The following is a 23,655-nucleotide window of genomic DNA, read 5'->3' on the forward strand; positions in this document are numbered from 1 at the left end:
AACTTTGAAACATGAAAAAGCTCAGTAAAGAAGAGATCTACCAACGCCTTAGTAACACCGAGGATGCGCGCGCATGTAAAGCCATAGATGAAGCGGCCTGCAAGGTCGTGCCAGGTAACTTTATCACCCTTTTAGTGAGTCAGTTATTTAGCAAGTTTGCTGATGCCCTTTTAAATCCTAAAGTGACGCTTCCTTGGTTATTACAAAGTATTAATGTGCCTAGTAGCTTTATAGCGTGGCTTGTGCCAATACGTGAGTCGGGTTCTATGCTACCGCAGCTTGCTATTGCTCACTTAATTCGCCAGCTGGCGGTTAGAAAATGGGTGTGGGTGGTTGGGGCTATCATTCAGGCAGTGTGTATTATCGCTATGCTTATTTGCGCCCTCACTCTACAAGGCACGAGTGCAGGCTTTGCGATTATAGGTATTTTGATTATCTTTAGCCTTGCCCGCGGTTTTAATTCAATTGCAGCAAAAGATGTGTTGGGTAAGGTTATTCCAAAACAGCAACGAGGGAGCATTAGTGGTCTTGCGGCCAGTTTTGCAGGCTTTGCAACGCTCACCTTTGGCCTTGGGTTATGGTATTTACAATATTTAGGTTATGACAATGGGGTTTATGTTGCTCTCATATTGGCTGCGCTCATGTGGCTTTTTGCAGCACTGAGTTACAGCCAAATAAAGGAATATAAAGGTGCAACCGAAGGCGCTGAAAACGGCTTGTTGCATGCTCTAAAAAAGTTAAAACTTCTCTATCAAGATAAACAATTTGCCCACTTTGTTATTACCCGTGCATTGTTACTTTGCTCAGCTTTAAGTGCTCCCTTTTATATTGTACTTGCCAGTGAACAAGCCTTTGATTTTTCACTACTAGCCACGTTTATGGCTCTTTCTGGCCTTGCCAGTCTGGTTTCAGCACCAATTTGGGGTAGATTAAGCGACTTATCGAGTCGCCGAGTGCTAGTTTTCGCAGCCGTACTTGTCACACTTAATGGCTTAGCCGTGTATTTAGTTGCGTATTTTAGCCCCACAACACTCAATGAATTTTGGTTACTACCACTGTGTTATTTTTTACTCACAGTTGCTCATCAAGGCGTTCGCCTCGGCCGAAAAACCTACTTAGTTGATATGGCTGAAGGGAATAAACGTACTGATTATGTGTCAGTCAGTAATACTGTGATAGGGCTAATACTGCTGCTATTGGGTAGTGTAGGCTTGCTAAATAGCTATTTAAGCACCGCTGAGCTAATCTTATTTTATAGTGTGCTTGGATTTGCTGGTGCAGTAAGTGCTTGGTTTTTAAAAGATACCTAGACCAAATTATTAAAAAAGCGCATAATCACGCTGATTTAATTCCAAAAAGGACTTACCATGAAAAAGATAGTATTTGCACTTTTTACACTGCTGACTTTGTCCGCATGTAGCACGAGTGTACCTATTCGTAACTTTGACTCTAACCCTATACCTACAGTAGCCAATAAGAGCCATGACCTTAAAAGTATCGAGAACGATATACTCAAGGCATGTATGAAGCTTGGATGGACATGTCGTGCAAATCAAGAAGGTAAGGTTTTAGGCACGTTAGATATTCGTAAACATCAATTACGAGTTGAAATTAGCTTTAATGAAAAAGAATATTCTATTGATTACAAAGACTCTATCAACCTAGATTACGATGGTAAGAAGATTCACCGTCAGTACATCAACTGGGTAACAAACTTGATGCGTAATATTGATGCTGAATTAGCATATCAATAAAAAGGCGGCTTAGGTCGCCCTTTCTTTATCGTATGTACCGTCCTAAATAACAATGATGCTTCCTTTCCCCACAGACAAACATTCGCTTAAAACGAACAAATTGCTCGATTAATAGCATTATTATTTTGTTTTGTACTTTTTTATACTTAGAACAACTTCCTAATTCGCAGGTGTCACAATGAAAAAAGTACTTGTTTTAAATTCTTCACTCAATGGTGAAAACGGTAACTCAACTAAATTAACAAACACATTTGTAAGTCAACTGACTGAAAAAGACCAAGTAACGATCACCCAGCGCGACTTAAGCAGCAACGCAATTGATCACCTAACGCAAACAGAAATGGCTGCGTGGATGACTGATGCAAACGAGCGTAGCGATGAGCAAAAAGCACTTGCAGCCATCTCTGACGAGTTAATTGGCGAACTTAACGACAACGATCTGATCGTTATCGGTATGCCAATGTATAACTTTGGTATTCCATCAACGTTTAAAGCATGGATTGACCGTATAGCACGTGCTGGTATTACGTTTAAATACACAGAACAAGGCGCAGTTGGTTTAGTTGAAAACAAAAAAGTCGTGGTACTGGCTGCCCGTGGTGGTGTGTACCAAGGTAGTGATATCGACACTCAAACTAAATACTTAAAAGATGTGCTTGGTTTTGTTGGTATGACTGATGTTGATTTTATCTACGCGGAAGGGTTAGCAATGCCTGGGGCTGAACAAAGCTTAGAAACAGCTCAAAATGAAATAAAGGCTTTGGCCGCTTCACTTTAATAAGTGACAAATAAAACTAGACATAAAAAGCGGTCATCATGACCGCTTTGTAATTTACGCTGTGACCGATAACAGCGAGTCACCTTCAGATAAACCAAACTTTTCTTGCACAGAGGCGAGTATCGCTTCTTTATCTTCTTCTCCAAGTTGATCAGAATATTCCGCTAACAATTCATCTAAATAACTGACAACTTCTTCGCTATTAACCTGCTCAAGTGAGTTACCACTTGGCGGCGGTGGTGGCGGACCAGGAGGACGTTCACCTTCAGGACGACCTAATTCACCAACTTCAGCGGCATCAAAGCCAGCTTCAGCCATAATTGCTTCCATTTCCTGACCCGGTTGAATACCCGCGTCCATAAATGTTTGCATAATTGATTGCGCGTCTTCTGTAGTTAAGTTTTCAGGGTCAAACTGGGCTAAGGTTTCATTCATTAGCTCTGTTTGTTCACTGGTTAACGGCTCTGCTTGAGGTCGTTGCATGGGCTGAAAATTCGCACCCGATGAAACACTGTTGATCATCGTTGATTTTCCTTACGTTTTGGTGGTTTGTGGTTATTAAACTCGTCTTCAGTTACTTCACCATTTTGATCAGCATCCATGTCATTAAAAATGGTTTGCAGCATATCTTCTGGCATAGGCTGTTCACTAAACTCAGTAAAATCAATTACTCCATTGCCATCAATATCAATAGTCGTAAAGTCAGGTCGCTGGGGAGGACCGCCTTGATGATCGCGAGCAAAGCAAGCGGGCGCTGTGGCTAACAACGAAATAGCTAAAATAGAAAGTGCAGATAATTGCTTCATAGCGAACCTTTTATGTCATTCAATTAACCGTAAGCATAATCTGAATACCATTCAAAAGTGTGTGGGCAATATGCTACAAATATGGAAACTTTGTGGATCACATAAGTAATTAATCGAAGTGGTGGCTTTTTACGTACAGAGGGCAAGGCAATTTTCCAACCTAACTATTATGGCAAGCTCAGAAAAACAAAAAGTGAATCTTGTTTGGTTCAAACGTGACCTAAGACTGTCTGATCATCAACCACTTGCCACTGCGATTGCATCAGACCTGCCTTGCTTACTTATTTATAATTTTGAGCCGCTGTTACTCGAAGACCCCCATTACAGCTTAAGGCACTGGCGTTTTGTCGCTCAGTCTCTCAAAGACATCAACCAGCAACTCGAAAAATACAAGGCTGAAATCGCAATTTATAACCAAGAAATGGTTACATTACTGGAAATACTAAGTGATGAATTTGATATTGCAGGGGTTTATAGTCATCAAGAAATAGGTCTTTACAACACTTTTGAGCGAGATAAACAGGTAAAACTCTGGCTAAATAACAAAGCAATCCCATGGCATGAAACCCCGCTTGGTGCTGTTATAAGAGCGCGACCAAAACAATTTAATTGGCAAGCTCACTGGCACAGCGTGATGAACCAACCGCTTGTGACGCCAGATTGGCACAACTTTAAAACCGTTTTACCTAAAAATTATCAAGTTGCTAAATACACTGAGCGCTTTTCAGAACAAGATGAACAATTTCAATATGGCGGCCCTCATGCTGCCAGAGCCTGTTTACAAAGTTTTATTGAACAACGCGCTAGGGGCTATCAAAGCGGTATCTCAAGCCCATCAAAAAGTAGAGAATCTTGCTCTCGCCTTTCACCCTATTTAGCTTGGGGGAACCTAAGCCTTCGGCAAGTTTATCAGACCCTAAAGTACTATTTAGCAAAGCAGCCTCTAAGCTGGCGTCGCTCATTACATGCATTTGAATCAAGGCTGCATTGGCATTGCCACTTTATGCAAAAGTTTGAAAGCCAGTGCAGTATGGAGTTTTCACCTCAAAACCCTGCTTACCTGCATTATCCTTACCGAGATGATGAACTTGTTACAGAGCACTTAAAACGCTTTGAACAAGGTCAAACTGGTATCCCTATTATCGATGCATGTATGCGTTGCTTGGCAGCAACAGGCTATATAAATTTTCGAATGCGTGCCATGTTAGTGAGTTTTATGACCCATCATATGAACATTCATTGGCACCCTATCAGTTTAATTCTATCGCGTTATTTTTTAGATTTTGAACCTGGAATTCATTACCCACAAATCCAAATGCAAGCGTCAGTTACAGGGACCAACACCATTCGCTTATATAACCCAATAAAGCAATCTGAGGACAAAGACGCAGAGGGTATGTTTATTAAAATATGGTGTCCTGAACTTAAAGACTTACCCATAGAAGATCTTCATCAGCCATGGCTACAGCCACCGATGGAAGCCCTCTTTAATGACTTTAAACTCGGCGAAGACTACCCAGAGCCCATGGTCGATTTAGAGCAAGCAGCAAAACAAGCTCGGGACCGATTATGGTCTTTTAGAGAACGCGATGATGTGAAACAGGGTGCAAAAGTTGTGCTTCAAAAACACGTTAAAAGCCTTAAAAGGCAACGCCATGGCTCATAAAAAGCTTAACTTACCGAGCAAAACTTGCCCTGTCTGCAAGCGGCCTTTTATGTGGCGTAAAAAATGGCAGCGAGATTGGGAAAATGTAAAATATTGTTCAGAGCGCTGCAAGCGTGAAGCTAAGCGAAAAGTTGGCGTTTAAGTTGCAACTTCTTTACTGAATAATACTTTTCGGCCTAATACTCTGAAATCATTTCACACTAGCCGAAATTATTTACAAAGGAGATGACGATGACGATTAAAAAAACGGCTCATACAAACTGGTCTGGCGATATCAAATCAGGCAAGGGTAAAATCAGTACACAAAGTGGCGCGTTAGATAACCAACCTTTTGGTTTCAACACCCGCTTTGAAGACAAGCCAGGCACCAATCCAGAAGAACTGATTGCTGCGGCACATAGCAGCTGCTTTAGCATGGCATTATCACTGGCGTTAACCGACGCTGATTTTGTAGCTGATGATATTACAACCAAGGCAACTGTTAGCCTTGACGAAGTAGATGATGGCTTTGAAGTAAGCCACATTGCACTTGATGTTAGTGCCAAAATTGAAGGCATCTCAGAGGAAAAATTTAACCAGTTGTGCCAGCAAACCAAGCAAGGTTGCCCTATTTCTAAATTAATGAATGCAGAAATATCGCTAACAACTCAGCTTAACTAAAATAAAATAGCCACCTTCTAACCAAGGTGGCTATTGTTAAAAAATCACGCGACATAAAGTCGCGACTACGATTTGTTTTGAGCCTTTTTATATCTACTTCGAAATTAACTCTACTCGTGTACTTCTAACACTTTATTACAATACATTAACCAACTTGTTGTACTATGTACCTGAAAGTCAAAGTACTTGAAAATCAAAATACAACAAGGATATGTATGTTTAAACAACTAGCCCCCATTGCACTTGCAACACTCGCCTATTCAAGCTGCTCATTAGCAACAGAGCAACAAGTGAGTAAGCAGTGGTTCAACAGTATTGATTACACTTACCTCGAGCATGACGATTATAACTCTGATGGCTACCAATTAGTAAGCCATTACTACTTTGAAGAGCAGCAAAGCTCTGGAGTACTAGATGATTATGGCTACCTCGATACAGACTCAAACATACGAGTAAATTACTTTAATACTGATAACAATGATTACCTGGGTATGTTTGGTGAAGGGTTTTACAAAAACTGGTTTGTTACAGGTGAAATTTACGATGTTGATGATGCAGATAACTATACAGTCGGTGTAGGCTACTTATTTGCAGATGCATTAAAAGTCTCTGTAAATAAAAATGAGCGTGAGTATGGTGATGATTATTGGCGTCTAAAAGCCCAGTATAACCATCAAATCAATGAGAAAGATTATCTAGGCTTTACAGCTGAAACAGATGATGAACTCGACTATTGGAACATCTCTGCCAGATACTTTAATCATTTAAGCGGTAGTCAATATATTACTGTTGATGTCGGTCACCAAGACAGTGTTTATGACTCTGCAAGCAATGCCATGTTAAGCTACTATTTTGGTAATCACTATGCCATAGGTGCAGGTATTGATGATTCTGAGTTAGTTTTACAAGGTAAGTACTTTTTTAACGACCAATACTATGTAACTGCTAATTACACTGAAAGAGGCTCTGGAGAGCTCTATAATATTAGGTTTGTTGCTCAGTTCTAGTCAAAAACTCTAAATGAAAACGCCACTTTAAAAGTGGCGTTTTACATTTTAAACATTGCTGTTACATATTACCAAGCTGCATCATCATCGCTGTATACATTTTTAAGTTAAGCGCAAGCTGCTCTTCGGTAATAAACTCATGCTCTGAATGGCCAGTGTATTTTTTACCAGGCATTGATGGACCAAACGAAACCGCATTATCAAATAGCTTTGCATTTGTGCCGCCACCGATTGACACAAACCCTGCGTCTTGGTCACCGCTAAAGTGCTTGAAGATATCAAGTAGTGCTTGTGCATGCGGAGCGCCATCTAACAACATTGGTGTGCCAATCACGATATCCGTGTCTTTTAAAGTCACATTATTACGTGACTGCCATTTACTCAATGCTTCATTAATTTGCTGCTTGAGCACAGCTTCTTCTTTACCAACAGGGCGGCGCATATTAACAGACAATTTAATATCATTACCTTGACGAGTAAGCACTGTTGGCGACACTGTCATTGGCCCCATAAAATCATGCTCGTAACCAATATCACCAAATTGTGCACCATATAAATCAAGGCCAATTAACTGGTTAATAAACTCAATTGCTTGACCATCACTGTTGTTTTCAAGATCAACCCCTTTAAACACCTCAGCTAAGTGGGCAATGGCATTTTCACCTGACTCAGGCTCAGAGGAATGTGCTGAAGTACCCTTAACTTGCACTAATAAACCGCTTGCTTGCTCTTTAATCGCTACTTTTACGTTTTTAAGTTTCGCTACATTGTCGTGTAATTTAGCCACTGTTGCCGCGTCTGCATTATGTACGAGCACACTCGCATCTTCAGGGATTTGACTAACAAAGGCCCCTCCTTTTAAATCACTCACATATAAACCTGTTTGCGCTGACGTTGCAGAAAAAGTAGGCGCAATTAAGCTCCAGCCTTTTTCTGCCACAACCACTGGGTATGACGCATCAATGGTTACAGCATATTTTGGTTGCTGGTAAGTTTTCATAAACTCTTGTAATGGTGCCCAATCAGACTCTTCTGCAAGGTAAACCATAAGCTCAATACGGTTATTTAAAGTAATACCGTTATCTTTAATCGCCTTCATCGCGTGAAGCGCAGTCGCAATCGCTCCTTTGTCGTCTTCAGTACCGCGAGCGATGAGCTTGCCAGGCTCAGAGGTTTTGTCCATTTTAAATGGACTTTGCTGCCATTTACTGGCATCAGCAGGTTGTACATCTCCATGAGTGACAATCGTTACTTTGTCTTTTTGATCACCCATACCTATCAGGACGGTGTAACCTAAATCTTGATAGTCAAAGCCAAACTGCGCCGCTTTCATTTTTAAAAACGACTTAAAACCAATAAAGTCTGGGTTATTTGGTGTTGCAAGGCCTTCTTTGTTTACCGTAGGATAAGAGACTAAATTTCCAAGGGTATGTATTTGCGCTTGTTGATACTGTTCTACCGCATAATTAGCCAGTTTTTCACTTTGCTCAGACACGGCTGCCTGACTAGAAAATGCACTTAATAAAAGTGCTGCAAGTAATGAATGTTTCAAGATAAGCTCCAGAGTTTTAAAGGTTTTTAGAGAGTACGTTTTAATTGTAACGGTTATAGCCCTGACATGAAATCTCTTATTTAAGCAAAATGTGTCGGCTTAAAATTAATTACAAGGTACAATGTCTACTCACCCCATTTTATTGTTTGTTGACCCCATGAATCGTAGAAAAAAGATCTTCACTAAACTTAAACAAAAAGATAAACGCGCCAATGAGAAACTGCATAAAAGCAATAAACCTGCTTATATCTCAAAAGCAGAACGCGAAAAGCGAGCACAGCAAGAAGCTGAACAAGAAAGTTAAAAAGTTATCGTAGGCGCGGTTTTACATCGCGCAATATACGAAATAAATTTCCCCATATCATACGTAGGCGTCACGCTTGCTTGGCGCGTTTTAAAAGCCACACAAAACATAAACCTTCGCGCGAAATAAATTTCACGCCTACATCACCCGTAGGCGTCACGCTTGCTTGGCGCGTTTTAAAGATCACACAAAACATGAACCTTCGCGCGAAATAAATTTCACGCCTACAATTGGTGAATGTTAAACAAAATGCGCAATTTCAATCAGGTAGGTACTTTTAGGTGATGGCACACTGGCCTTACTTCTGAAAAGTATTAAAGAATAACCATGAAAACGAAGCAACAACAACGTATTGAGCTGGCCTGTGATTATATAAGCCAACATCTCGATGAGCCCCTATCACTGGAAAAGTTAAGTGAGGTGGCGTGTTGCTCAAAATACCATTTTCATCGTTTATTTGTTGCTGGTGTAGGCATAAGCATCACAAAGTACACGCAACTTGCTCGCTTAAAACGCGCCTCATTTCGGCTCGCGTTTGAGCAGCAAATAAAAATTATCGACATCGCTCTAGAGGCACAATTCGATAGCCCTGAAGCATTTAGCCGTGCTTTTAAGCGCACTTTTACGCAGTCGCCCAGCGAGTTCAGAAGCAAACCAAACTGGCCTAATTGGCACACACAGTTTGAATTTTCATTACCTGACAAAAAGGTTTGCCCTATGAATGTAAACATTGTTGATTTTAAAGCACAACCGGTGGCGTTACTTACTCACCAAGGTTCTGCGAATACACTTATGAATACCGCCGCAAAATTTATTGAGTGGCGTAAAGAATCTGGTTTTTCACCCGTTAAAACCAGTCGCACTTACGGGATCCCGTATAGCGACCCTGCCACGACTGAAGATCATGCATTTCGTTTTGACTTTGCCGGCAGTATCACACACCCTATAACAGAAAACCCGCAAGGTGTGCGAAATGGTGAAATTCCAGCAGGTCGCTGCGCAGTAGTGCGCCACAAGGGTTCTCACGATACTATTAGCGATACGGTTTACTACTTGTATCGTGAGTGGCTAGTGCAAAGTGGTGAAGAAGTCCGTGATTTCCCGTGTTTCTTTCATTACCTCAACCTCATCCATGAAGTTGATGAATGCGACTTGCAAACAGATATTTATTTGCCGATTAAGTAACACGAGGCGTGTAAGCAAGTTGTAGGCGCGATTTTACATCGCGCAACACGCGCAATAAATTTCACGCCTACAAATACAAAGCCTCTTCCCTAAAACCGATAACTAATGCTGGCATTATACGAACGGCCTTGCCCTGCAAGCTGTTCAAAACCTGCGCTCATATCTTGCTTATAATTAGCAATACTCACCCCACCGAGTGGCTGTTGGTAGTATTCATTAAGTAAGTTAGTAATTGCCAACTTAAAGGTTAAATTTTGCCATGTTTTCTGGCTTGAGATAGCCAATAATTGATAGCTGTCGGTTTTATTTTCTAAACGACGCTCATCAACATTGGTTTTACTATCAACCCACTGCCAGCTCAATGCGTTTTGCCAACCTTTGTATTCGTGCTCCAAACTCAGCTTAGTGTTTAGTGGCATGATTTGGTATAAGTCTTCATTACTATCATCACGTTCGCCATGACTACTGGTTAATGAGCCTTTTAATTGCCACTTTCCTGCTTGCTTTGAATTATGAAGCTCAACTAGTCCAGCAAGTTTAGCACCATAAAGTGTGGCATCTAGATTCGTAAACGTCAGAATATTGCGTTTTGTATGCGCCATGTCAGTGCGGTTAAAGCTTTTAGTCACCTCAGCATCAATGTAATCACTTACTTGTGTGTACCAGATATTTGTTGTTATTTGCCAGCTATCGTCTTTAGCGAGCTTAGTGTAGCTAGCGCTCAAAGTATGAGCCGTTTCGGCTTCTAAATCTGGGTTACCAATATAGCCGTTACCATCACCAAACCAACCGATCATCGTAGTTGCCATCGTACCAACACCCCAGCTATAACGCTCATATAAATTGGGCGCACGGTTTTTGCGTGCAAGGCCAAATTGCAGCTCATCGTTGTTAGTTAATTGGTAGCGCGCAAGTAGGCTCATATCAACTAAGGTGTCGTCACGTTTACGGTCTAATTGGTTAAATTCCATCGCCGCTTGCGCATCGGTTTTCGACATATTCATCATCGAGCCCATATGACCCATGCCGCCTTCGTTATAAGCTTGTACTTCACCAGTATCTGTAGTTACTTGCTCAACACGCACACCTGCCGATAACCACCAAGCTTGGTTTACTTGATTTTGATACTCAGCAAATGCCCCTAGGCGATCGCGTTTTCCCTCATTGATATTAATGTATTCGTTCGGGCCCATCATCATTGACCCTGCAACCGCAGGCCACCAATCATCAATACGGTAATTATAATATTCGTGCCCTAGCATCAATGATGATTGCTTTGATAAGTCAGTGCGCCAATGTACTTGATAACTGTAGTCTTTAGCATCTGTATTCATTGGCATCATGCCTGTTTTTTCTGCACTAAAAAAACCCATTTCGTGCTTCACATCATGATAGTTCACTTGCACATGTAAATGACTGTCTGCAAGTTCGCGCTGATACTGAGCAACTAATCCGTAACTGGTGTTATCGGTCATATCCATGTATTGATTGGGAAAGCCTTGGTAGGGAATTTTTTGATGGCTTAATTTAACTACAAGCTGCTGCTTGTCATCACGAATAGCACCCGTTAAGGCATGATTTTGCACACGGTATAAAGTATCGAGTACGCGATCACCATGACCATCATCATAGCTATTGGCATCTTCAAAGCTGCCTTGATAAGACAAGCTAAACTGTTTACTTGCAAGGCTTGCACCTAGGCCATACGCTTGGCTGTCGTTAACACTTTTGTACTGAGCGGTAACATAACCTGTACGCCAATTGAGTGAATCTGTATCACTAAACTCTGGGGCAATCGTATTTACCCTAATAACACCAGCAATATTATCGCCACCACTGCTCACCGGCGACACACCAGCAACCACGCTGTAAGACGAAATTTGATTCGCCGACACATAAGATAATGGCGGGTTCATTTGATTAGCACACGCCGCAGTGACATCAGCACCATCAACGAGTACTTTAACTCTATCGCCCATCATGCCATTCATAACAGGTAAGTTAGACACCCCACCTGCCGCTGAAAAATCAACGCCTAAATCAGATAACAATGAATCGGCAGAGCCAACGAGTTGATGATTATTTTGGGCATGACCTTGTACTTCGATTACTTCAATCGAATCATCAGCAAAAACAGAAATACTTAAAACACAGCTAAGTGCTGCTGCAATTTTAGAAAATGAAAAACCAGGACGAGAAAATTGCGTGTTCATAACTCTTTAAAAATAAGATAGTTAATTAATGAGTAGATTATAAAACTCATTAATTAGTCTGAACACGCGACATATTGTCGCACCCAGTGCGCAGGGGTCAGAATATTAGCGCAGCACCACCAAAGGGATCCGGCTATCTTCGAGCATTTTTAGTGTCGTGCTGCCTAAAAAGAATTGTCGCCATTTAGAGTGTCCAAATGCGCCCATCACCATTAAGTCAACGGCGTGATCACTTTTATAACGCCATAACGCCTCGTATACATCACCATCAAGCATACGGGTTCTAACATTAAAACCATGCTCAACCAGCCTTGCCGAGGCTGTATCTAGCTTGTCTTGGCATTGACCGTCTTGTTTATCAACCATCACTAAATGGCAATCTAACCCTGTTAAAATCCCCCCGTTAATAATCTGTGTTATTGCTTTGTCTGTATGTTCGCTACCATCATAGGCAAGCATAAAATTAGTTGGCTCATGAAAGTGTGGCGGCACAATCGCAACGGGTGTATGCACTTGGCGAATTAAAGTTTCGATATGTGAGCCTAATACTTTAAAGTCATCATAGTGGCCCTTGCCAGAACGGCCAATAATCATCACCCTTGCATCGTCTTCATTATCAAGTAAAGCGTCCACTAAACTCATAGAAAACTGCTGATGCTCAACCGCAGTCATTCCGGCATGTTGTGCTTTTTTTACCGCCTCTTCAAGTAGCAGCTTGCCATGCTCAGAGGCCATTTTGTTGCGTTCAACTTCCAGTTTTGTCAATTGCTCAAGTAAGGACGTTTGCGACCCTAAACCAATAATCGCGGTTAGGTCATCGCGGCCTTGTGGCAAGGGAGGCTCTAACGCATGTAAAAAGTTAATTGGGTAATCAGTACGCTTGGCTATCCAAATAGCAGCTTCTGTCACTGCACTGGTCATACATGAACCATCGATACAGGCAAATATCTTTTTCATTTTGCTCTCCTTCAAACCAAGCCAGTAAAACCAAGTATAGTCGGCTTTTTATATGTATTTATTTTGAACAGCAAAGACTTAAGAAGTTCAGCTTAATTTCTTATAACAAACAAATGTAGAACGTTCCAAAAAGTACTATATCAGTGTGGTAAATTTGTATTACAATAGCAATGGGCACACATCTCATACCAGAACAGCCTGCCTGTTGCTGGCATTTTCAAAATCAATTTTTAAAGGATCTCCATGACTACCGTAGCCAATAATCAAGGCAACGTAAGCACGTTTACCATTCTGATAGTACTGGCTTTGGGCACGTTTATTTTAGGCCTGTCTGAATTTTCTATGATGCCAATGCTGCCCCTTATCAGCGAAACATTTTCATCAACCCCAGCACAAAGCGGGTATGCCATTAGTGCCTATGCAATTGGTGTCGTTGTGGGTGCACCGCTTTTTATGATCACCACAGCAAATATGCGTAAACGTAATGCGCTCTTGATGTTTGTCAGTATGATGTTTTTATTCAATGGCTTAAGCGCTTTTGCAAACTCACTCGAACAGCTGATTTTATTTCGTTTTTTGAGTGGCTTACCACATGGTGCATACTTTGCCGCGGCTATTTTACTCGCCGCCGACATTGCCCCTGCCGACAAACGCGCAAGCTTTATGTCAAAAGTATTTATGGGCTTAACCATTGCAACAATTGTCGGTGTGCCTATGGTTACCCTGGTTGGGCAAAACTTTAGTTGGCGTTATTGCCTAGCAGGTACTGCGTTACTCGCTTTAGTGGCTTTGGTACTCATTGTTAAGTACGTACCCAACGTAAAAAATACGACACCCACGTCGATTTTAGATGAACTCAGTGTGCTTAAAAACAAGCTGGTGTGGACGATTCTGGGTATCATTATTATTGGTTTTGGTGGCGTATTTTGTGTTTATACCTACATAGCCGACACTATTTTAGTGGTGACTCACACACCAGCTTACACGATTTCTATTGCCATGATTATGTTTGGAATTGGCTGTACTTTAGGGAACTATATACTGGGTAAAGCCGCCGACCGCTCGCCATTAAAAACCACCGGGGCAGCGCTAATTGGTGCTGTTGTATTTGCAGCCAGCTATGTAAGCGCCAGCCACAATATTTGGCTGTTATATGCGGTTATTTTCTTTATTGGCTTTAGCGTTGGTTTAGGTACTGTGATCCAATCGCTGTTAATGGATGTATCACCACAAGGCCACGCCATGATAGGCGCACTCGTGCAATGTGCGTTTAATACAGCCAATGCCATTGGCCCTTGGCTTGGTGGTATGGCGATTGCCGAAGGCGCACTGCCAAGCCAAACAGGCTATGTATCTGCAGCACTCTTTTTGGGTGGCTTTTTAATGTGGTCATTAAGCGCGATACAAATGAAAAAGCTACGAGTCGAAAGTTAGCAAAAAATGTAGCTGCGATTTTATATCGTCCAGAGAAATGGCATTTAACAGGAATGCTTTAACATTCGCCGTTAAACGCCACCACTGCTTGCAAGACCTTTATTCATCCTGAAATATTTCTTCGATACTCAAGTTAAACAAACGTGCGGCCTTAAATGCCAGTGGCAAACTTGGGTCAAATTTACCTTTTTCGATGGCATTCACTGTTTGCCTTGATACATCAAGTAACTCAGCTAATTTTGCTTGGGTGTAGTTATGCTCAGCACGCAGCACTTTCAAGCGGTTTTTCATGCTTCATCCTCGTCATTCAACTGCTTATTCATAACTAAAATGCACACTAAATAGGTCATGCCCATAAACAAAACTAAATGTGATATATCTTCGTTAAAATGCACTAATCCGCTCGATTGTAACAACGAATAGGCTAACCCAAATACCAAGCTTGCACCTAGTGTGATCCCCATGGCATTGAGTTGTATCCGCTGCTGTAATTCATCCATGCCCTGAAGCTGTCGCTTGTTTGCTAAAATCATCATCACGCCAACAAGTATATTTATAACGATTGCAGCAACAGTTATCACCGTTTGATCTTGCCATAAAAAGTGCGGCCCAAACGAGGCAATAGCAAGCGTTAGCAACCACGCTACCGTCCACTTAGCAAGGTTTAAGGTATTTTGCTTATTGCGCTGTTTAAATGTTAATCCTGTTTGATTCATTATTCTCACCTTAAAAGTAAAGTTAACTTGACTAAAGATTAATCTACAAAAACAAAAAGTCAAACAAACTTTACAAAAAGTTTTATAAACACGACATATAAAGAATTTTTTAGTTTCAAAAAAGACAACAGACTTGCTGTTAAACTCATAATATTGTATTAATCTAGAATTACCTGAACAGAATCTGAATCTGTCCATCCGATAATAATAAAAAGAAGATAAACTATGAGTACGGCGCTGTTTTTTGTTGGCGAATGGCAAGTTACCCCAAGCACAAATTCAATACGACGTGGTGAACAAGTCAAACATCTTGAACCAAAAGCGATGGATGTATTATTGCTGTTGTGCGAAAAACAGGGTGAACTGTTAACCAGCGAAGAAATTATCAGCCACTGCTGGCCACATGTAGCGCTTGGCGATAACCCGCTACACAAGGTAATTACGCAGCTTCGTAAAGCATTTGACGATAAAGCCAGTAGCCCGCAGTACATCGAAACCATTCGTAAGCGTGGTTACCGCGTGATTGCCAATTTAAACTTCCCCCTTGATGAAGAGCAAAAAGCCAGCCAAACAGCTTGGCAAGGTGACTCGCCTTTTGTCGGATTAAGTGCTTTTTCGCCTGATCAAGCAGGAGTATTTTTTGGTCGCAACAAGCAAATAGAAACCTTATTACAGCGGGTATCTGCACAGATTCAATTTGGCCGTGCCTTTTGTTTAATTTTAGGTTCGAGTGGTTCAGGAAAGTCATCCCTTGTAAACGCGGGTGTATTACCTGCCTTAATGAATACCAGTGGCTACGATGGCATACGTGTTCATAGTTACTGCCAATTAGACTTTGCCGACGTAAATAAAGACCGCTTATTGCTCGATTTAGCCTCTACCCTGCTCGATTTAGAAATAAACGATGCACCCGTGCTCAGTGATATGAGTGCCGAGTCACTGTGCGAGTTATTAACCACACAGCCAGAGCATATTATTAGTCGTTGCAAAGCTGCACTGGCTGAGCTTAATAATGAACACACCAAACCCTACTTATTTTTATTTATTGACCGCTTAGAAGTCTTATTATCGTCACCTTTATTCACAAATGACGAACGCAGTCAGTTTTTAAAACTCATAGAATGCTTAGCAACCAGTGACTGTATAATCATTTTTAGCGCTTGTCGTAATGATTTTTACCCACAAGTGGTGAGTCAACCAAGTTTAATGGCAGGTAAAGCCAATGGCGCACATTTTGATTTATTAGCGCCCACACGCTCAGAGCTAAAGCAAATGATCCGCTTGCCTGCTCTTGCAGCGGGTTTAAGTTGGCAAACACACCCAGAACATCACACCCCCCTTGATGAGCAGCTGTGTCACGACACCGCCAATAACCCTGATGCACTGCCTATGCTGCAATACACTTTACAGCAGCTGTATTTGCAGCGCAGCCCAGACAACGAATTATTGTTTTCTGAATACCAAGCCCTAGGCACTATCGAAGGAGCGATTGGCCAAAAAGCCGAGCAAGTATTTTGCCAATTACCCAATGAACAACAAGCAGAACTTGCCGTTGTGCTTTCAAGGCTGATCACGCTAAACCCAGACGGCGAAACTCTCACCAGCCGCGCTGCACGTTGGAGCGAACTTACAAATCCCGCACAAACTAAGCTTGTGCAAGCCATGGTCGACAGCCGTTTGTTTGTATCGCACCTTAAAAATGAACAAGCTTGTTTTAGCCTTGCCCACGAAGCGCTGCTGCGCCATTGGCAGCGCGCTATCGACTGGGTAGCTGTGCATCAACAAAGCTTAGCGATAAAAAGCCGTGTGCAACTTGCCACTGAGCGATGGCTGCTTGAACACAAACACACTGACTTTCTACTAGCGCAAGGTAAACCCTTACAAGAAGCACACAGCCTTGTGAGTAACCCTATGTTTAGCTTGTCGAGCGATGAACTTGCTTTAATAAAAGCCTCTAATAAAAAAGCAAAACGTAAAAAGCGTGTGTTACAAATCACGGCAGCAACACTTGTGTGCTTAACCTTTATTGCTACATTTATGAGCGTGCGCAGCTACCATGCAGAACAAGTAGCAAAACAAAAACGCCAAGAAGCTGAGAGTTTACTGGGTTTTATGGTCGGTGAATTTGCCGACAAACTCAGAAGCGTTAAGCGCATGGATTTACTGGATGGTATTAGCAATAAGGCTCTTGAGTATTTTTCCAATCAAGACGAAGAAGCAGCGTCATTGTTTGATTTTAGTGATAAACAAGCTCAGTTTAATAACCGCTTTCAGTACGCTCAAACCTTAGAGGCTATGGGCGAAGTCGCCTACTCGCGTGGCAAAACCGACGAAGCCTTCACCGCCTTTGAAAATGCCCGTGTTCGACTAGAGTCTTTACTAAAAATTCAACCCAATAACCTTGATTTACTAATGCTCGCAGGGGCCAATGCTTTTTGGCTTGGGCAATTACATTATGATAACAGCGACTACAATGCGACCGAACCTTGGTTTAAACGGTATCAAGAATACAGCGAGCAAATGTACACGTTAGCCCCCAATGACTTTAACTCAATTATGGAGTTATCTTATTCTTACAACTCGTTAGGCTCATTGTATTTAAAGCAATTTAACTATACACAAGCTAAACAAAGTTTTACCCAATCTCTTGAACTTAAAAACAGAGCACTAGAGCTAAAGCCTAATGATAAAAACCTACTACGAGACAAAGCTGATACAATTAGCTGGTTGGCTAGTACAGAAGAACATTTAGGTAACTTTCACGAAGCATTAAGTATGTACGATAGCGCTTCAAATGAACTCGAAAGTATGCTTGAAAGCTTTCCTAATGATGCGAGCATCCTAAGCGATGTTTCTAATACATATATTCAGCAAAGCTACCTTCTTGGCTACCTTCCAGACAAAACTTTAGCACTTTTCAAAGCTCAATTCGCATCTGAAAAAGCACATCAAGCTTTGTTACAAGATCCTAGAAATAAGAAGTTTCAAATGTCGTACTATCGCTCTCTTGCATTTCACTTATTGCTGAAGGGTGCTGAAGATATTAATGTAGAGAGTGAAATCATTAACTTCATATCAGCAAGAAAACTTAATGATATAGAATCTATAAACATCATGATAAATATCATAAGTTACTTAATTAAAATTAATAAAAAAAAGAAGGCCACCCATCTTTTATACGAGCTAAGAAACGACAAAACCGCATTAGCAAAGATATTTAATAGTAAAAGCATAGAAAGCATCATTACAAAAGTCAGGTTAAACCTATTAATTTCCACTCTTTCTGACGGAGAAACAAAAAAAATAGAAACATGCAAAAAATCTATTAATTCAATATTAAAAATTTCAAAAAAAACCGAGAGCATAAAATTAAACTACCCACTTATAAAAGTGTACATATGCTCCAAAGAGAAAGAAAAAGCGAAAAAGATAGCAGAAAAGTTAAAAAACATTGGCATAAACAACTTTAAACTATAAGAAAACAAAGGAAGAACATGAGCGAAAATAAGATATATAATTTTTCAGTTAAAATTATTTTAGATAACAAAGGTAGTGCTATTTTTTCTTACTACCAAGGTGGTAAAGAAGTTTCAGGTGGTGGCACCGTCAATGAAAGAAATAGCTTAGGCATCTATACCCTTGATAAAGAAACACTAGACGAAGGCTTCTTATTTACTGGTGCCAAATTTAGTAATAAAGAGGGAAACTGTAAGAATGATTTTAGTTACATTATCAATGATGGAGGCAAATCAATTAGTATCTACGATACTGACGAAAATGAGGGTATCGTATGTATGATTTTTATAGCAGAAAAAGCTGGGACGAATTATGAAAGCACAGACCCCCAAGTAAAGAACGATAAAGAACTTTAAATTCCATACGGAAAATTAGTTTAGGCTCCACTCTTGGAGCCTTTAAAAACAACAACTTAAAACCAGAAGGTTACCAGAAGGTTTATTTGCACTTTTTTAAGTAACTTTATAGACACCAAAAACGTTTGCATTGGCAAAAAGGAACGAGAGTGTCTATTTCCAACAACAAAAATAAACAAACAAGCAAAATCACAAACCACGCTGAGGGTGCGTTACCTAACTCTATAAACTCAGATCAGCTCGCTTTAATTGCACAGATGTTTCAACACATGGCTGAGGGTGTTTTTATCATCAATGGTCAAGGCACGTTTGAATTTGCCAACCCGATGGCTGCGCAACTTTTTGGTGATAACCAAGAGGCGTTAATTGGTCAAAACCTATTACATTACCTGCACGATACCGACCGCGATAAATACATGTATACACTACTAAGCTGGTTAGATCATAAAGACTCACCAATTAGTTTAGGGCCGAATGAGGTTAAAATTAATCGTGCCGACAATAAAACCCTTGATGCTGATTTATGTATATCAAGCTTACCTAAAAATATCGCTATTGCAGATAATTTATTTATTTGCGTTTTACATGATTTATCATCACATAAAGAGCAGTATAATCGCTTAATAAAACAAGCCACAACCGATCACTTAACAGGCCTTGCAAACCGCCTTACTTTGGAAGAGTCATTAAAAAAACATTGGCAAGAAAGTGTGCAAACAAATCAAGCTATTAGCACTATATTAATTGATATTGATTATTTTAAACTATTTAACGATCGATTCGGTCATGTTAAAGGTGATAAGTGCTTACAAAAAGTAGCGAGTATAATTGCAGAGTCACTGCCCTCTCATGACTGTTTAGCAGCGCGTTATGGTGGTGAAGAGTTTGCCGTTATATTACCAAGGTGTCAAAAAGACACAGCCGCAGCAATTGCAAAACATATTCAAATTAAAATCAATACAATGTCATTTACAGATATAGGTTTACCCAGTGATTTTAGAATAAGTGTAAGCCAAGGCATTGCGTGTGAATTTAATAACCAATACCGTACATCAGAGGCGTTAATTTGCGCAGCCGATACCGCGTTGTACCGTGCCAAAACAGAGGGACGCAACAAGATCAGTATTAGCGCGTAAACACATAATTAACAACGTAAAAAACTAATTAACAAGTCGCGTTAGTTACACATATACTATACTTTTATGTTATTTGTTTGTTCCCATTATGCGTTTTACACTGCGCTAAAATAGATAAGTCAGATGGGAATCAATAATGGCATTATTCAACAAATTACCTTTGCAACTTGCAATCGCAAGTACGCTTGCTGCATCAGTGACTGCAATCGCTGCTGAGCAACCTGCTGAAAATACAGCAAAAGATATTGAAGTTATTTCAGTGACGGGCACACGTCGTAGTTTACGTAGCTTGTCAGAAAGTACTGTTCCGGTTGATTTATTAACAAGCCGCGACTTAGCAAGCACAGGTCAGCTTGAAATTAGCCAAGTACTTGCCTCTCAGTTACCGAGTTTTAACTACCCAAGTGCAACCCTTGCCGATGGCACTGACCACGCAAAACCTGCTGTATTACGTGGCCTTGCACCGGATCACACACTGGTATTAGTCAACGGTAAACGCCGCCATGCGGGTGCACTATTAAATTTAGGTGGTACCGTAGGTCGTGGTTCAACGGCGGTTGATTTAAATAATATTCCTACCTCAGCAATTAAACGCGTAGAAGTACTGCGTGATGGCGCTGCCGCGCAATATGGTTCTGACGCCATTGCTGGGGTAATTAACATTGTACTAAAAGATGCCGACGAAGGCGGTAGTGTAAGCTACACCTATGGTGAGTACGACACACAAATGGCAGGCTCGCCACAATTATTAGGCACAAGCGCAGATAGCGAAGGTAACTTAAGCTTTGCAAAAGGCGCTGACCGCAAATTAAACGATGGTATTTCGCGCACCGCAAGCGCTAATGCGGGTTTCTCATTTGCAGATAATGGCTTTATTAATATTTCAATTGAATCGCGTAATAACGAGCCAACTAACCGCTCAGGTATTGACCAGCGTGAACAATATAGCCGCGATGCAAACGGTAACCTAGACCCACGTGAATTCGACTTTGACCGCTATAATCACCGTTTTGGTAAAGCCGATATTGAAGATATCGCCCTATTCTATAACCTAGGTTATGAGTTTAACGACACGTTATCGCTGTATTCATTTGCTAGTTACTCAAACCGTAAAGGTAATTCAGCTGGTTTTTACCGCCGTGCAAAAGACTCTCGTAACTTACCTGAAGTATATCCTGACGGTTTCTTACCACAAATTGATACCGACGTAGATGACTACTCATTTGCTATTGGCCTGAACGGCGAAACCAATGAGTGGACATGGGATCTAAGCAGCAACTATGGTCGTAATGACTTTGGTTTAGGTGTTAGCAACAGTTTAAACACGTCAATGGGCGTAAATAGCCCAACTGAGTTTGATAACGGTGCGCTTGTGTACGAGCAATACTTAGTTAACATGGATGCCAGCAACACGCTTGATTTAGGCTTACCTGACGATGTTTTTGTCACCATTGGTGCAGAGTATCGCCACGAAAACTACCAAATTAAAGCAGGTGAAACAGCTTCTTATATCACGGTACTTGATGATGCAGGCAACCCTGTTGCTGCCGGTGGTGCACAAGTTTTAGCAGGCTTTTCACCTGACAGTGCAACTGATGAAAGCCGCCATAATGTCGCTGTATTTGCTGAGTTTGATACCTACCTCACAAGCGACTGGAATGTGGTTCTTGCTGGCCGCTTTGAAGATTACAGTGACTTTGGTAGTACTTTTACATCAAAACTGGCTTCTCGTTACAGCGTAAATGAATCATTGTCTCTGCGTGGTGCAATTAGTACTGGGTTTAGAGCACCATCACTTGCACAAACGTCTTACAAATCGGTAAGCACGGTATTTGAAAATGGTATTCCAAGTGAAGTTGGTTTGTTCCCTGTTGATGAACCTGCGGCACGCGCACTGGGTGCTCGTGACCTTAATGCGGAAGAATCAGTCAACATGACTGCGGGCTTTATTTTTACGCAAGGTAACTTTAGCTTAACGCTTGATGCATATCGCATCGACATTGATGACCGTATTGTGTTGTCTGAAAACTTAAGTGGCCCTGCCGTAGAAGCTATTTTAGCCGAGGCCGGTGAGCAAAATACTCAAAGCGTTCGCTACTTTACCAATGCCATTGATTCACGTACGCAAGGTGTTGATATTGTTGCAACCTATTCATTAGGGCTTGAGAACTACGGTGACTTACGCTTAAGTGCAGCCGTTAACTTTAATGACACCGAAGTCACTCATGTTAAAGAAAACCCTGCTGAGCTTGAAGCCCTTGGTGATAGCTACGAATACTTTGCGCGTCGTGAAATTACCCGCTTCGAAGAAGGCACGCCAGCAAATAAGTGGAACTTGTCTGCAACATGGGACGTTGAAAACTTCCAAACAACACTTCGCGCCACGCGTTACGGTGAAGTGGTGGATACATCAAGCACACCAGAAGGTGATGAAGTCATTGATGCAAAATGGATCACTGATTTAGAGGTGGCATACCGCCCATCTGCACAATGGAAATTTGCTGTTGGCGCAAACAACTTATTTGATCAGTACCCACAAGATACTGTAAGCAACATAGGTTACAGCGACTTTAATCAAATTTTCACTTATAGTGCGTTTACACCTTATAGTTTAGATGGCCGTTTCATCTACGGTAACATCACTTATAACTTCTAAAAAATAGGGCGTGAAAGCAACCAGTGCTAACACGCCCTAGCCTACAATGATCAATTAACTTATTTGAATAGTATGGTACGCCAATAACGTGCCATCACTATTTTTTGCCGTATTCATAATAAATTGTTCATAATCACGACCAAATACATTGTCGTTACTTGCAAGTGTCGTATCTTGTTCACCACGAGATTTATATTCACTATGGGTTGTACAAATTTCTTTAGCAAACTCATCACTAAAACAAAATTGGCTTATAACCGAGTCCATATTATTGTTTGTCACTTTAAAATGAATATGAATTGTTCGGCCAGAGTACCAGCCTGGAAAGTGCGTTTTAAAATTCACTCGACCACTACTATCAGTAATTAATGAACCTCTATACCAAGTGCTGCGCTCAGCTTCTTGATCTCCTCCGGTACAAAAGTCACCAGCAAAACGGCCGCTATCTGAACTGCTACTTGTATCTGCAGAATAAATACCACGCGTATCACAATGCCATACCGAAATTTCATGATTAGCAAGCGGGTTACAGTCACTATCAATAAGCTGTAAACAAAGCATCATAGGCAGACCAGTTAACCCCTGAGAAATATCCTCATCTGAATCAGCTTGAAAATAACAGGGTCCCTCGGTTGTTGCTTTAGTTAGCGCCACAACACAAGAGGAAGCCGTAGCAAAAAGACTATCATCCGGAAAATCTTCGGTAATGAGTGCCGTGGTGCCAGCAACATAGTCACTGTCATTCGTGGGCGTTGATGTGTCGTTTGAGCCTGTATCAGTGTCGGTATTAGAGTCAGCCATAGGCACTGATCCCATGCCATCTGAATTACACCCTAAAAACGCAAGCATAGGCACAGCTGCAACAGATACCCCCAAAGTTTTAAGCATTTTTCTGCGCGAATATAGTTCTGGTTTTAATTTCATCATCTACCTCTTTGCCAACATTGCGAAAACGATAC

22 protein-coding genes are annotated in these 23,655 nt (G+C 41.2%); 14 read left to right on the top strand and 8 right to left on the bottom strand.

Annotated features, from left to right (window positions below; all coding sequences use genetic code 11):
• Window positions 1-11 precede the first annotated feature (11 nt).
• From L3V38_RS11675 to L3V38_RS11685, 3 genes are all read left to right on the top strand, one after another.
• The gene (locus L3V38_RS11675) at window positions 12-1,310 is read left to right on the top strand and encodes an MFS transporter (RefSeq protein ID WP_237119497.1); all 1,299 of its coding nucleotides are present in this window, start codon (window positions 12-14) and stop codon (window positions 1,308-1,310) included.
• Between the two features lie 57 nt (window positions 1,311-1,367).
• Complete coding sequence (locus tag L3V38_RS11680; RefSeq protein ID WP_130151201.1) at window positions 1,368-1,754, top strand: membrane lipoprotein lipid attachment site-containing protein; 387 nt, start codon at window positions 1,368-1,370, stop codon at window positions 1,752-1,754.
• Between the two features lie 178 nt (window positions 1,755-1,932).
• Window positions 1,933-2,532, top strand: a complete 600-nt coding sequence (locus L3V38_RS11685; RefSeq protein WP_130151200.1) for an NAD(P)H-dependent oxidoreductase — start codon at window positions 1,933-1,935, stop codon at window positions 2,530-2,532.
• A 54-nt stretch (window positions 2,533-2,586) separates the two neighbouring features.
• On the opposite strand, the gene L3V38_RS11690 is transcribed toward L3V38_RS11685, so the two are convergent.
• Together L3V38_RS11690 and L3V38_RS11695 are read right to left on the bottom strand one after the other, a co-directional pair.
• Window positions 2,587-3,054: a hypothetical protein gene (locus tag L3V38_RS11690; RefSeq protein WP_130151199.1), complete on the bottom strand. Its 468-nt coding sequence runs from the start codon at window positions 3,052-3,054 to the stop codon at window positions 2,587-2,589.
• Window positions 3,051-3,338: an EF-hand domain-containing protein gene (locus L3V38_RS11695; protein WP_237119498.1), complete on the bottom strand. Its 288-nt coding sequence runs from the start codon at window positions 3,336-3,338 to the stop codon at window positions 3,051-3,053. Before L3V38_RS11695 ends, L3V38_RS11690 begins: the two co-directional genes overlap by 4 nt.
• Window positions 3,339-3,507: 169 nt before the next feature.
• Here L3V38_RS11695 and L3V38_RS11700 point away from each other — a divergent pair, with 169 nt between their 5' ends.
• The 4 genes from L3V38_RS11700 (at window position 3,508) to L3V38_RS11715 (ending at window position 6,671) form a co-directional block, all read left to right on the top strand.
• Entirely contained in the window at window positions 3,508-5,004 is a 1,497-nt protein-coding gene (locus tag L3V38_RS11700; protein ID WP_237119499.1) for a deoxyribodipyrimidine photo-lyase, read from the top strand.
• Window positions 4,994-5,146: a DUF2256 domain-containing protein gene (locus L3V38_RS11705; protein WP_237119500.1), complete on the top strand. Its 153-nt coding sequence runs from the start codon at window positions 4,994-4,996 to the stop codon at window positions 5,144-5,146. The genes L3V38_RS11700 and L3V38_RS11705 overlap by 11 nt, the downstream gene beginning before the upstream one ends.
• Window positions 5,147-5,235: 89 nt before the next feature.
• Window positions 5,236-5,664: an OsmC family protein gene (locus tag L3V38_RS11710; protein ID WP_237119501.1), complete on the top strand. Its 429-nt coding sequence runs from the start codon at window positions 5,236-5,238 to the stop codon at window positions 5,662-5,664.
• A gap of 215 nt (window positions 5,665-5,879) precedes the next feature.
• A complete protein-coding gene (locus L3V38_RS11715) occupies window positions 5,880-6,671 on the top strand; it encodes a putative porin (RefSeq protein WP_237119502.1) in 792 nt (263 codons plus the stop codon).
• 61 nt (window positions 6,672-6,732) lie between these two features.
• On the opposite strand, the gene L3V38_RS11720 is transcribed toward L3V38_RS11715, so the two are convergent.
• Window positions 6,733-8,223 carry a dipeptidase gene (locus tag L3V38_RS11720; RefSeq protein WP_237119503.1) on the bottom strand — a complete coding sequence of 497 codons (1,491 nt, stop codon included), beginning with the start codon at window positions 8,221-8,223 and terminating at the stop codon, window positions 6,733-6,735.
• Between the two features lie 157 nt (window positions 8,224-8,380).
• Between L3V38_RS11720 and L3V38_RS11725 the strand changes: the two genes are divergently transcribed.
• Window positions 8,381-8,527 (top strand): DUF2986 domain-containing protein, encoded by a 147-nt coding sequence (locus L3V38_RS11725; RefSeq protein WP_130151192.1) that lies wholly within the window; start codon window positions 8,381-8,383, stop codon window positions 8,525-8,527.
• Window positions 8,528-8,854: 327 nt separating this feature from the next.
• Window positions 8,855-9,712 (top strand): AraC family transcriptional regulator, encoded by an 858-nt coding sequence (locus tag L3V38_RS11730; protein WP_237119504.1) that lies wholly within the window; start codon window positions 8,855-8,857, stop codon window positions 9,710-9,712.
• Window positions 9,713-9,801: 89 nt separating this feature from the next.
• On the opposite strand, the gene L3V38_RS11735 is transcribed toward L3V38_RS11730, so the two are convergent.
• Together L3V38_RS11735 and L3V38_RS11740 are read right to left on the bottom strand one after the other, a co-directional pair.
• Window positions 9,802-11,925, bottom strand: a complete 2,124-nt coding sequence (locus L3V38_RS11735; RefSeq protein WP_237119505.1) for a TonB-dependent receptor — start codon at window positions 11,923-11,925, stop codon at window positions 9,802-9,804.
• A 105-nt stretch (window positions 11,926-12,030) separates the two neighbouring features.
• The gene (locus L3V38_RS11740) at window positions 12,031-12,882 is read right to left on the bottom strand and encodes a universal stress protein (RefSeq protein ID WP_237119506.1); all 852 of its coding nucleotides are present in this window, start codon (window positions 12,880-12,882) and stop codon (window positions 12,031-12,033) included.
• A 243-nt stretch (window positions 12,883-13,125) separates the two neighbouring features.
• On the opposite strand from L3V38_RS11740, the gene L3V38_RS11745 reads away from it, so the two are divergent.
• Window positions 13,126-14,316 carry an MFS transporter gene (locus L3V38_RS11745; RefSeq protein ID WP_130151188.1) on the top strand — a complete coding sequence of 397 codons (1,191 nt, stop codon included), beginning with the start codon at window positions 13,126-13,128 and terminating at the stop codon, window positions 14,314-14,316.
• 99 nt (window positions 14,317-14,415) lie between these two features.
• On the opposite strand, the gene L3V38_RS11750 is transcribed toward L3V38_RS11745, so the two are convergent.
• Both L3V38_RS11750 and L3V38_RS11755 read right to left on the bottom strand, forming a co-directional pair.
• A complete protein-coding gene (locus tag L3V38_RS11750; RefSeq protein WP_062570454.1) occupies window positions 14,416-14,607 on the bottom strand; it encodes a helix-turn-helix transcriptional regulator in 192 nt (63 codons plus the stop codon).
• A complete protein-coding gene (locus L3V38_RS11755) occupies window positions 14,604-15,032 on the bottom strand; it encodes a hypothetical protein (RefSeq protein ID WP_237119507.1) in 429 nt (142 codons plus the stop codon). The genes L3V38_RS11750 and L3V38_RS11755 overlap by 4 nt, the downstream gene beginning before the upstream one ends.
• 225 nt (window positions 15,033-15,257) lie before the next feature.
• On the opposite strand from L3V38_RS11755, the gene L3V38_RS11760 reads away from it, so the two are divergent.
• The 4 genes from L3V38_RS11760 (at window position 15,258) to L3V38_RS11775 (ending at window position 22,696) form a co-directional block, all read left to right on the top strand.
• Window positions 15,258-18,509 carry a winged helix-turn-helix domain-containing protein gene (locus L3V38_RS11760; RefSeq protein WP_237119508.1) on the top strand — a complete coding sequence of 1,084 codons (3,252 nt, stop codon included), beginning with the start codon at window positions 15,258-15,260 and terminating at the stop codon, window positions 18,507-18,509.
• 17 nt (window positions 18,510-18,526) lie between these two features.
• The gene (locus L3V38_RS11765; protein WP_237119509.1) at window positions 18,527-18,904 is read left to right on the top strand and encodes a DP-EP family protein; all 378 of its coding nucleotides are present in this window, start codon (window positions 18,527-18,529) and stop codon (window positions 18,902-18,904) included.
• 149 nt (window positions 18,905-19,053) lie between these two features.
• Entirely contained in the window at window positions 19,054-20,040 is a 987-nt protein-coding gene (locus L3V38_RS11770) for a sensor domain-containing diguanylate cyclase (RefSeq protein ID WP_237115005.1), read from the top strand.
• Window positions 20,041-20,176: 136 nt separating this feature from the next.
• On the top strand, window positions 20,177-22,696 hold the full coding sequence (locus tag L3V38_RS11775; protein WP_237119510.1) for a TonB-dependent receptor: 2,520 nt from the start codon (window positions 20,177-20,179) through the stop codon (window positions 22,694-22,696).
• Window positions 22,697-22,750: 54 nt separating this feature from the next.
• Here L3V38_RS11775 and L3V38_RS11780 read toward each other — a convergent pair whose 3' ends face one another.
• A complete protein-coding gene (locus L3V38_RS11780) occupies window positions 22,751-23,623 on the bottom strand; it encodes an intradiol ring-cleavage dioxygenase (protein ID WP_237119511.1) in 873 nt (290 codons plus the stop codon).
• Between the last annotated feature and the right edge of the window lie 32 nt (window positions 23,624-23,655).

This window comes from Pseudoalteromonas sp. L1 (genome assembly GCF_021728095.1).
GTDB lineage: Bacteria > Pseudomonadota > Gammaproteobacteria > Enterobacterales > Alteromonadaceae > Pseudoalteromonas.

What these genes read in the sequence shown, in the direction of transcription:
- L3V38_RS11675 (WP_237119497.1), top strand. Translation starts at nt 12, where the DNA reads ATGAAAAAGCTCAGTAAAGAAGAGATCTACCAACGCCTTAGTAACACC.
- L3V38_RS11680 (WP_130151201.1), top strand. Translation starts at nt 1,368, where the DNA reads ATGAAAAAGATAGTATTTGCACTTTTTACACTGCTGACTTTGTCCGCA.
- L3V38_RS11685 (WP_130151200.1), top strand. Translation starts at nt 1,933, where the DNA reads ATGAAAAAAGTACTTGTTTTAAATTCTTCACTCAATGGTGAAAACGGT.
- L3V38_RS11690 (WP_130151199.1), bottom strand. Translation starts at nt 3,054, where the DNA reads ATGATCAACAGTGTTTCATCGGGTGCGAATTTTCAGCCCATGCAACGA.
- L3V38_RS11695 (WP_237119498.1), bottom strand. Translation starts at nt 3,338, where the DNA reads ATGAAGCAATTATCTGCACTTTCTATTTTAGCTATTTCGTTGTTAGCC.
- L3V38_RS11700 (WP_237119499.1), top strand. Translation starts at nt 3,508, where the DNA reads ATGGCAAGCTCAGAAAAACAAAAAGTGAATCTTGTTTGGTTCAAACGT.
- L3V38_RS11705 (WP_237119500.1), top strand. Translation starts at nt 4,994, where the DNA reads ATGGCTCATAAAAAGCTTAACTTACCGAGCAAAACTTGCCCTGTCTGC.
- L3V38_RS11710 (WP_237119501.1), top strand. Translation starts at nt 5,236, where the DNA reads ATGACGATTAAAAAAACGGCTCATACAAACTGGTCTGGCGATATCAAA.
- L3V38_RS11715 (WP_237119502.1), top strand. Translation starts at nt 5,880, where the DNA reads ATGTTTAAACAACTAGCCCCCATTGCACTTGCAACACTCGCCTATTCA.
- L3V38_RS11725 (WP_130151192.1), top strand. Translation starts at nt 8,381, where the DNA reads ATGAATCGTAGAAAAAAGATCTTCACTAAACTTAAACAAAAAGATAAA.
- L3V38_RS11730 (WP_237119504.1), top strand. Translation starts at nt 8,855, where the DNA reads ATGAAAACGAAGCAACAACAACGTATTGAGCTGGCCTGTGATTATATA.
- L3V38_RS11735 (WP_237119505.1), bottom strand. Translation starts at nt 11,925, where the DNA reads ATGAACACGCAATTTTCTCGTCCTGGTTTTTCATTTTCTAAAATTGCA.
- L3V38_RS11740 (WP_237119506.1), bottom strand. Translation starts at nt 12,882, where the DNA reads ATGAAAAAGATATTTGCCTGTATCGATGGTTCATGTATGACCAGTGCA.
- L3V38_RS11745 (WP_130151188.1), top strand. Translation starts at nt 13,126, where the DNA reads ATGACTACCGTAGCCAATAATCAAGGCAACGTAAGCACGTTTACCATT.
- L3V38_RS11750 (WP_062570454.1), bottom strand. Translation starts at nt 14,607, where the DNA reads ATGAAAAACCGCTTGAAAGTGCTGCGTGCTGAGCATAACTACACCCAA.
- L3V38_RS11755 (WP_237119507.1), bottom strand. Translation starts at nt 15,032, where the DNA reads ATGAATCAAACAGGATTAACATTTAAACAGCGCAATAAGCAAAATACC.
- L3V38_RS11760 (WP_237119508.1), top strand. Translation starts at nt 15,258, where the DNA reads ATGAGTACGGCGCTGTTTTTTGTTGGCGAATGGCAAGTTACCCCAAGC.
- L3V38_RS11765 (WP_237119509.1), top strand. Translation starts at nt 18,527, where the DNA reads ATGAGCGAAAATAAGATATATAATTTTTCAGTTAAAATTATTTTAGAT.
- L3V38_RS11775 (WP_237119510.1), top strand. Translation starts at nt 20,177, where the DNA reads ATGGCATTATTCAACAAATTACCTTTGCAACTTGCAATCGCAAGTACG.
- L3V38_RS11780 (WP_237119511.1), bottom strand. Translation starts at nt 23,623, where the DNA reads ATGATGAAATTAAAACCAGAACTATATTCGCGCAGAAAAATGCTTAAA.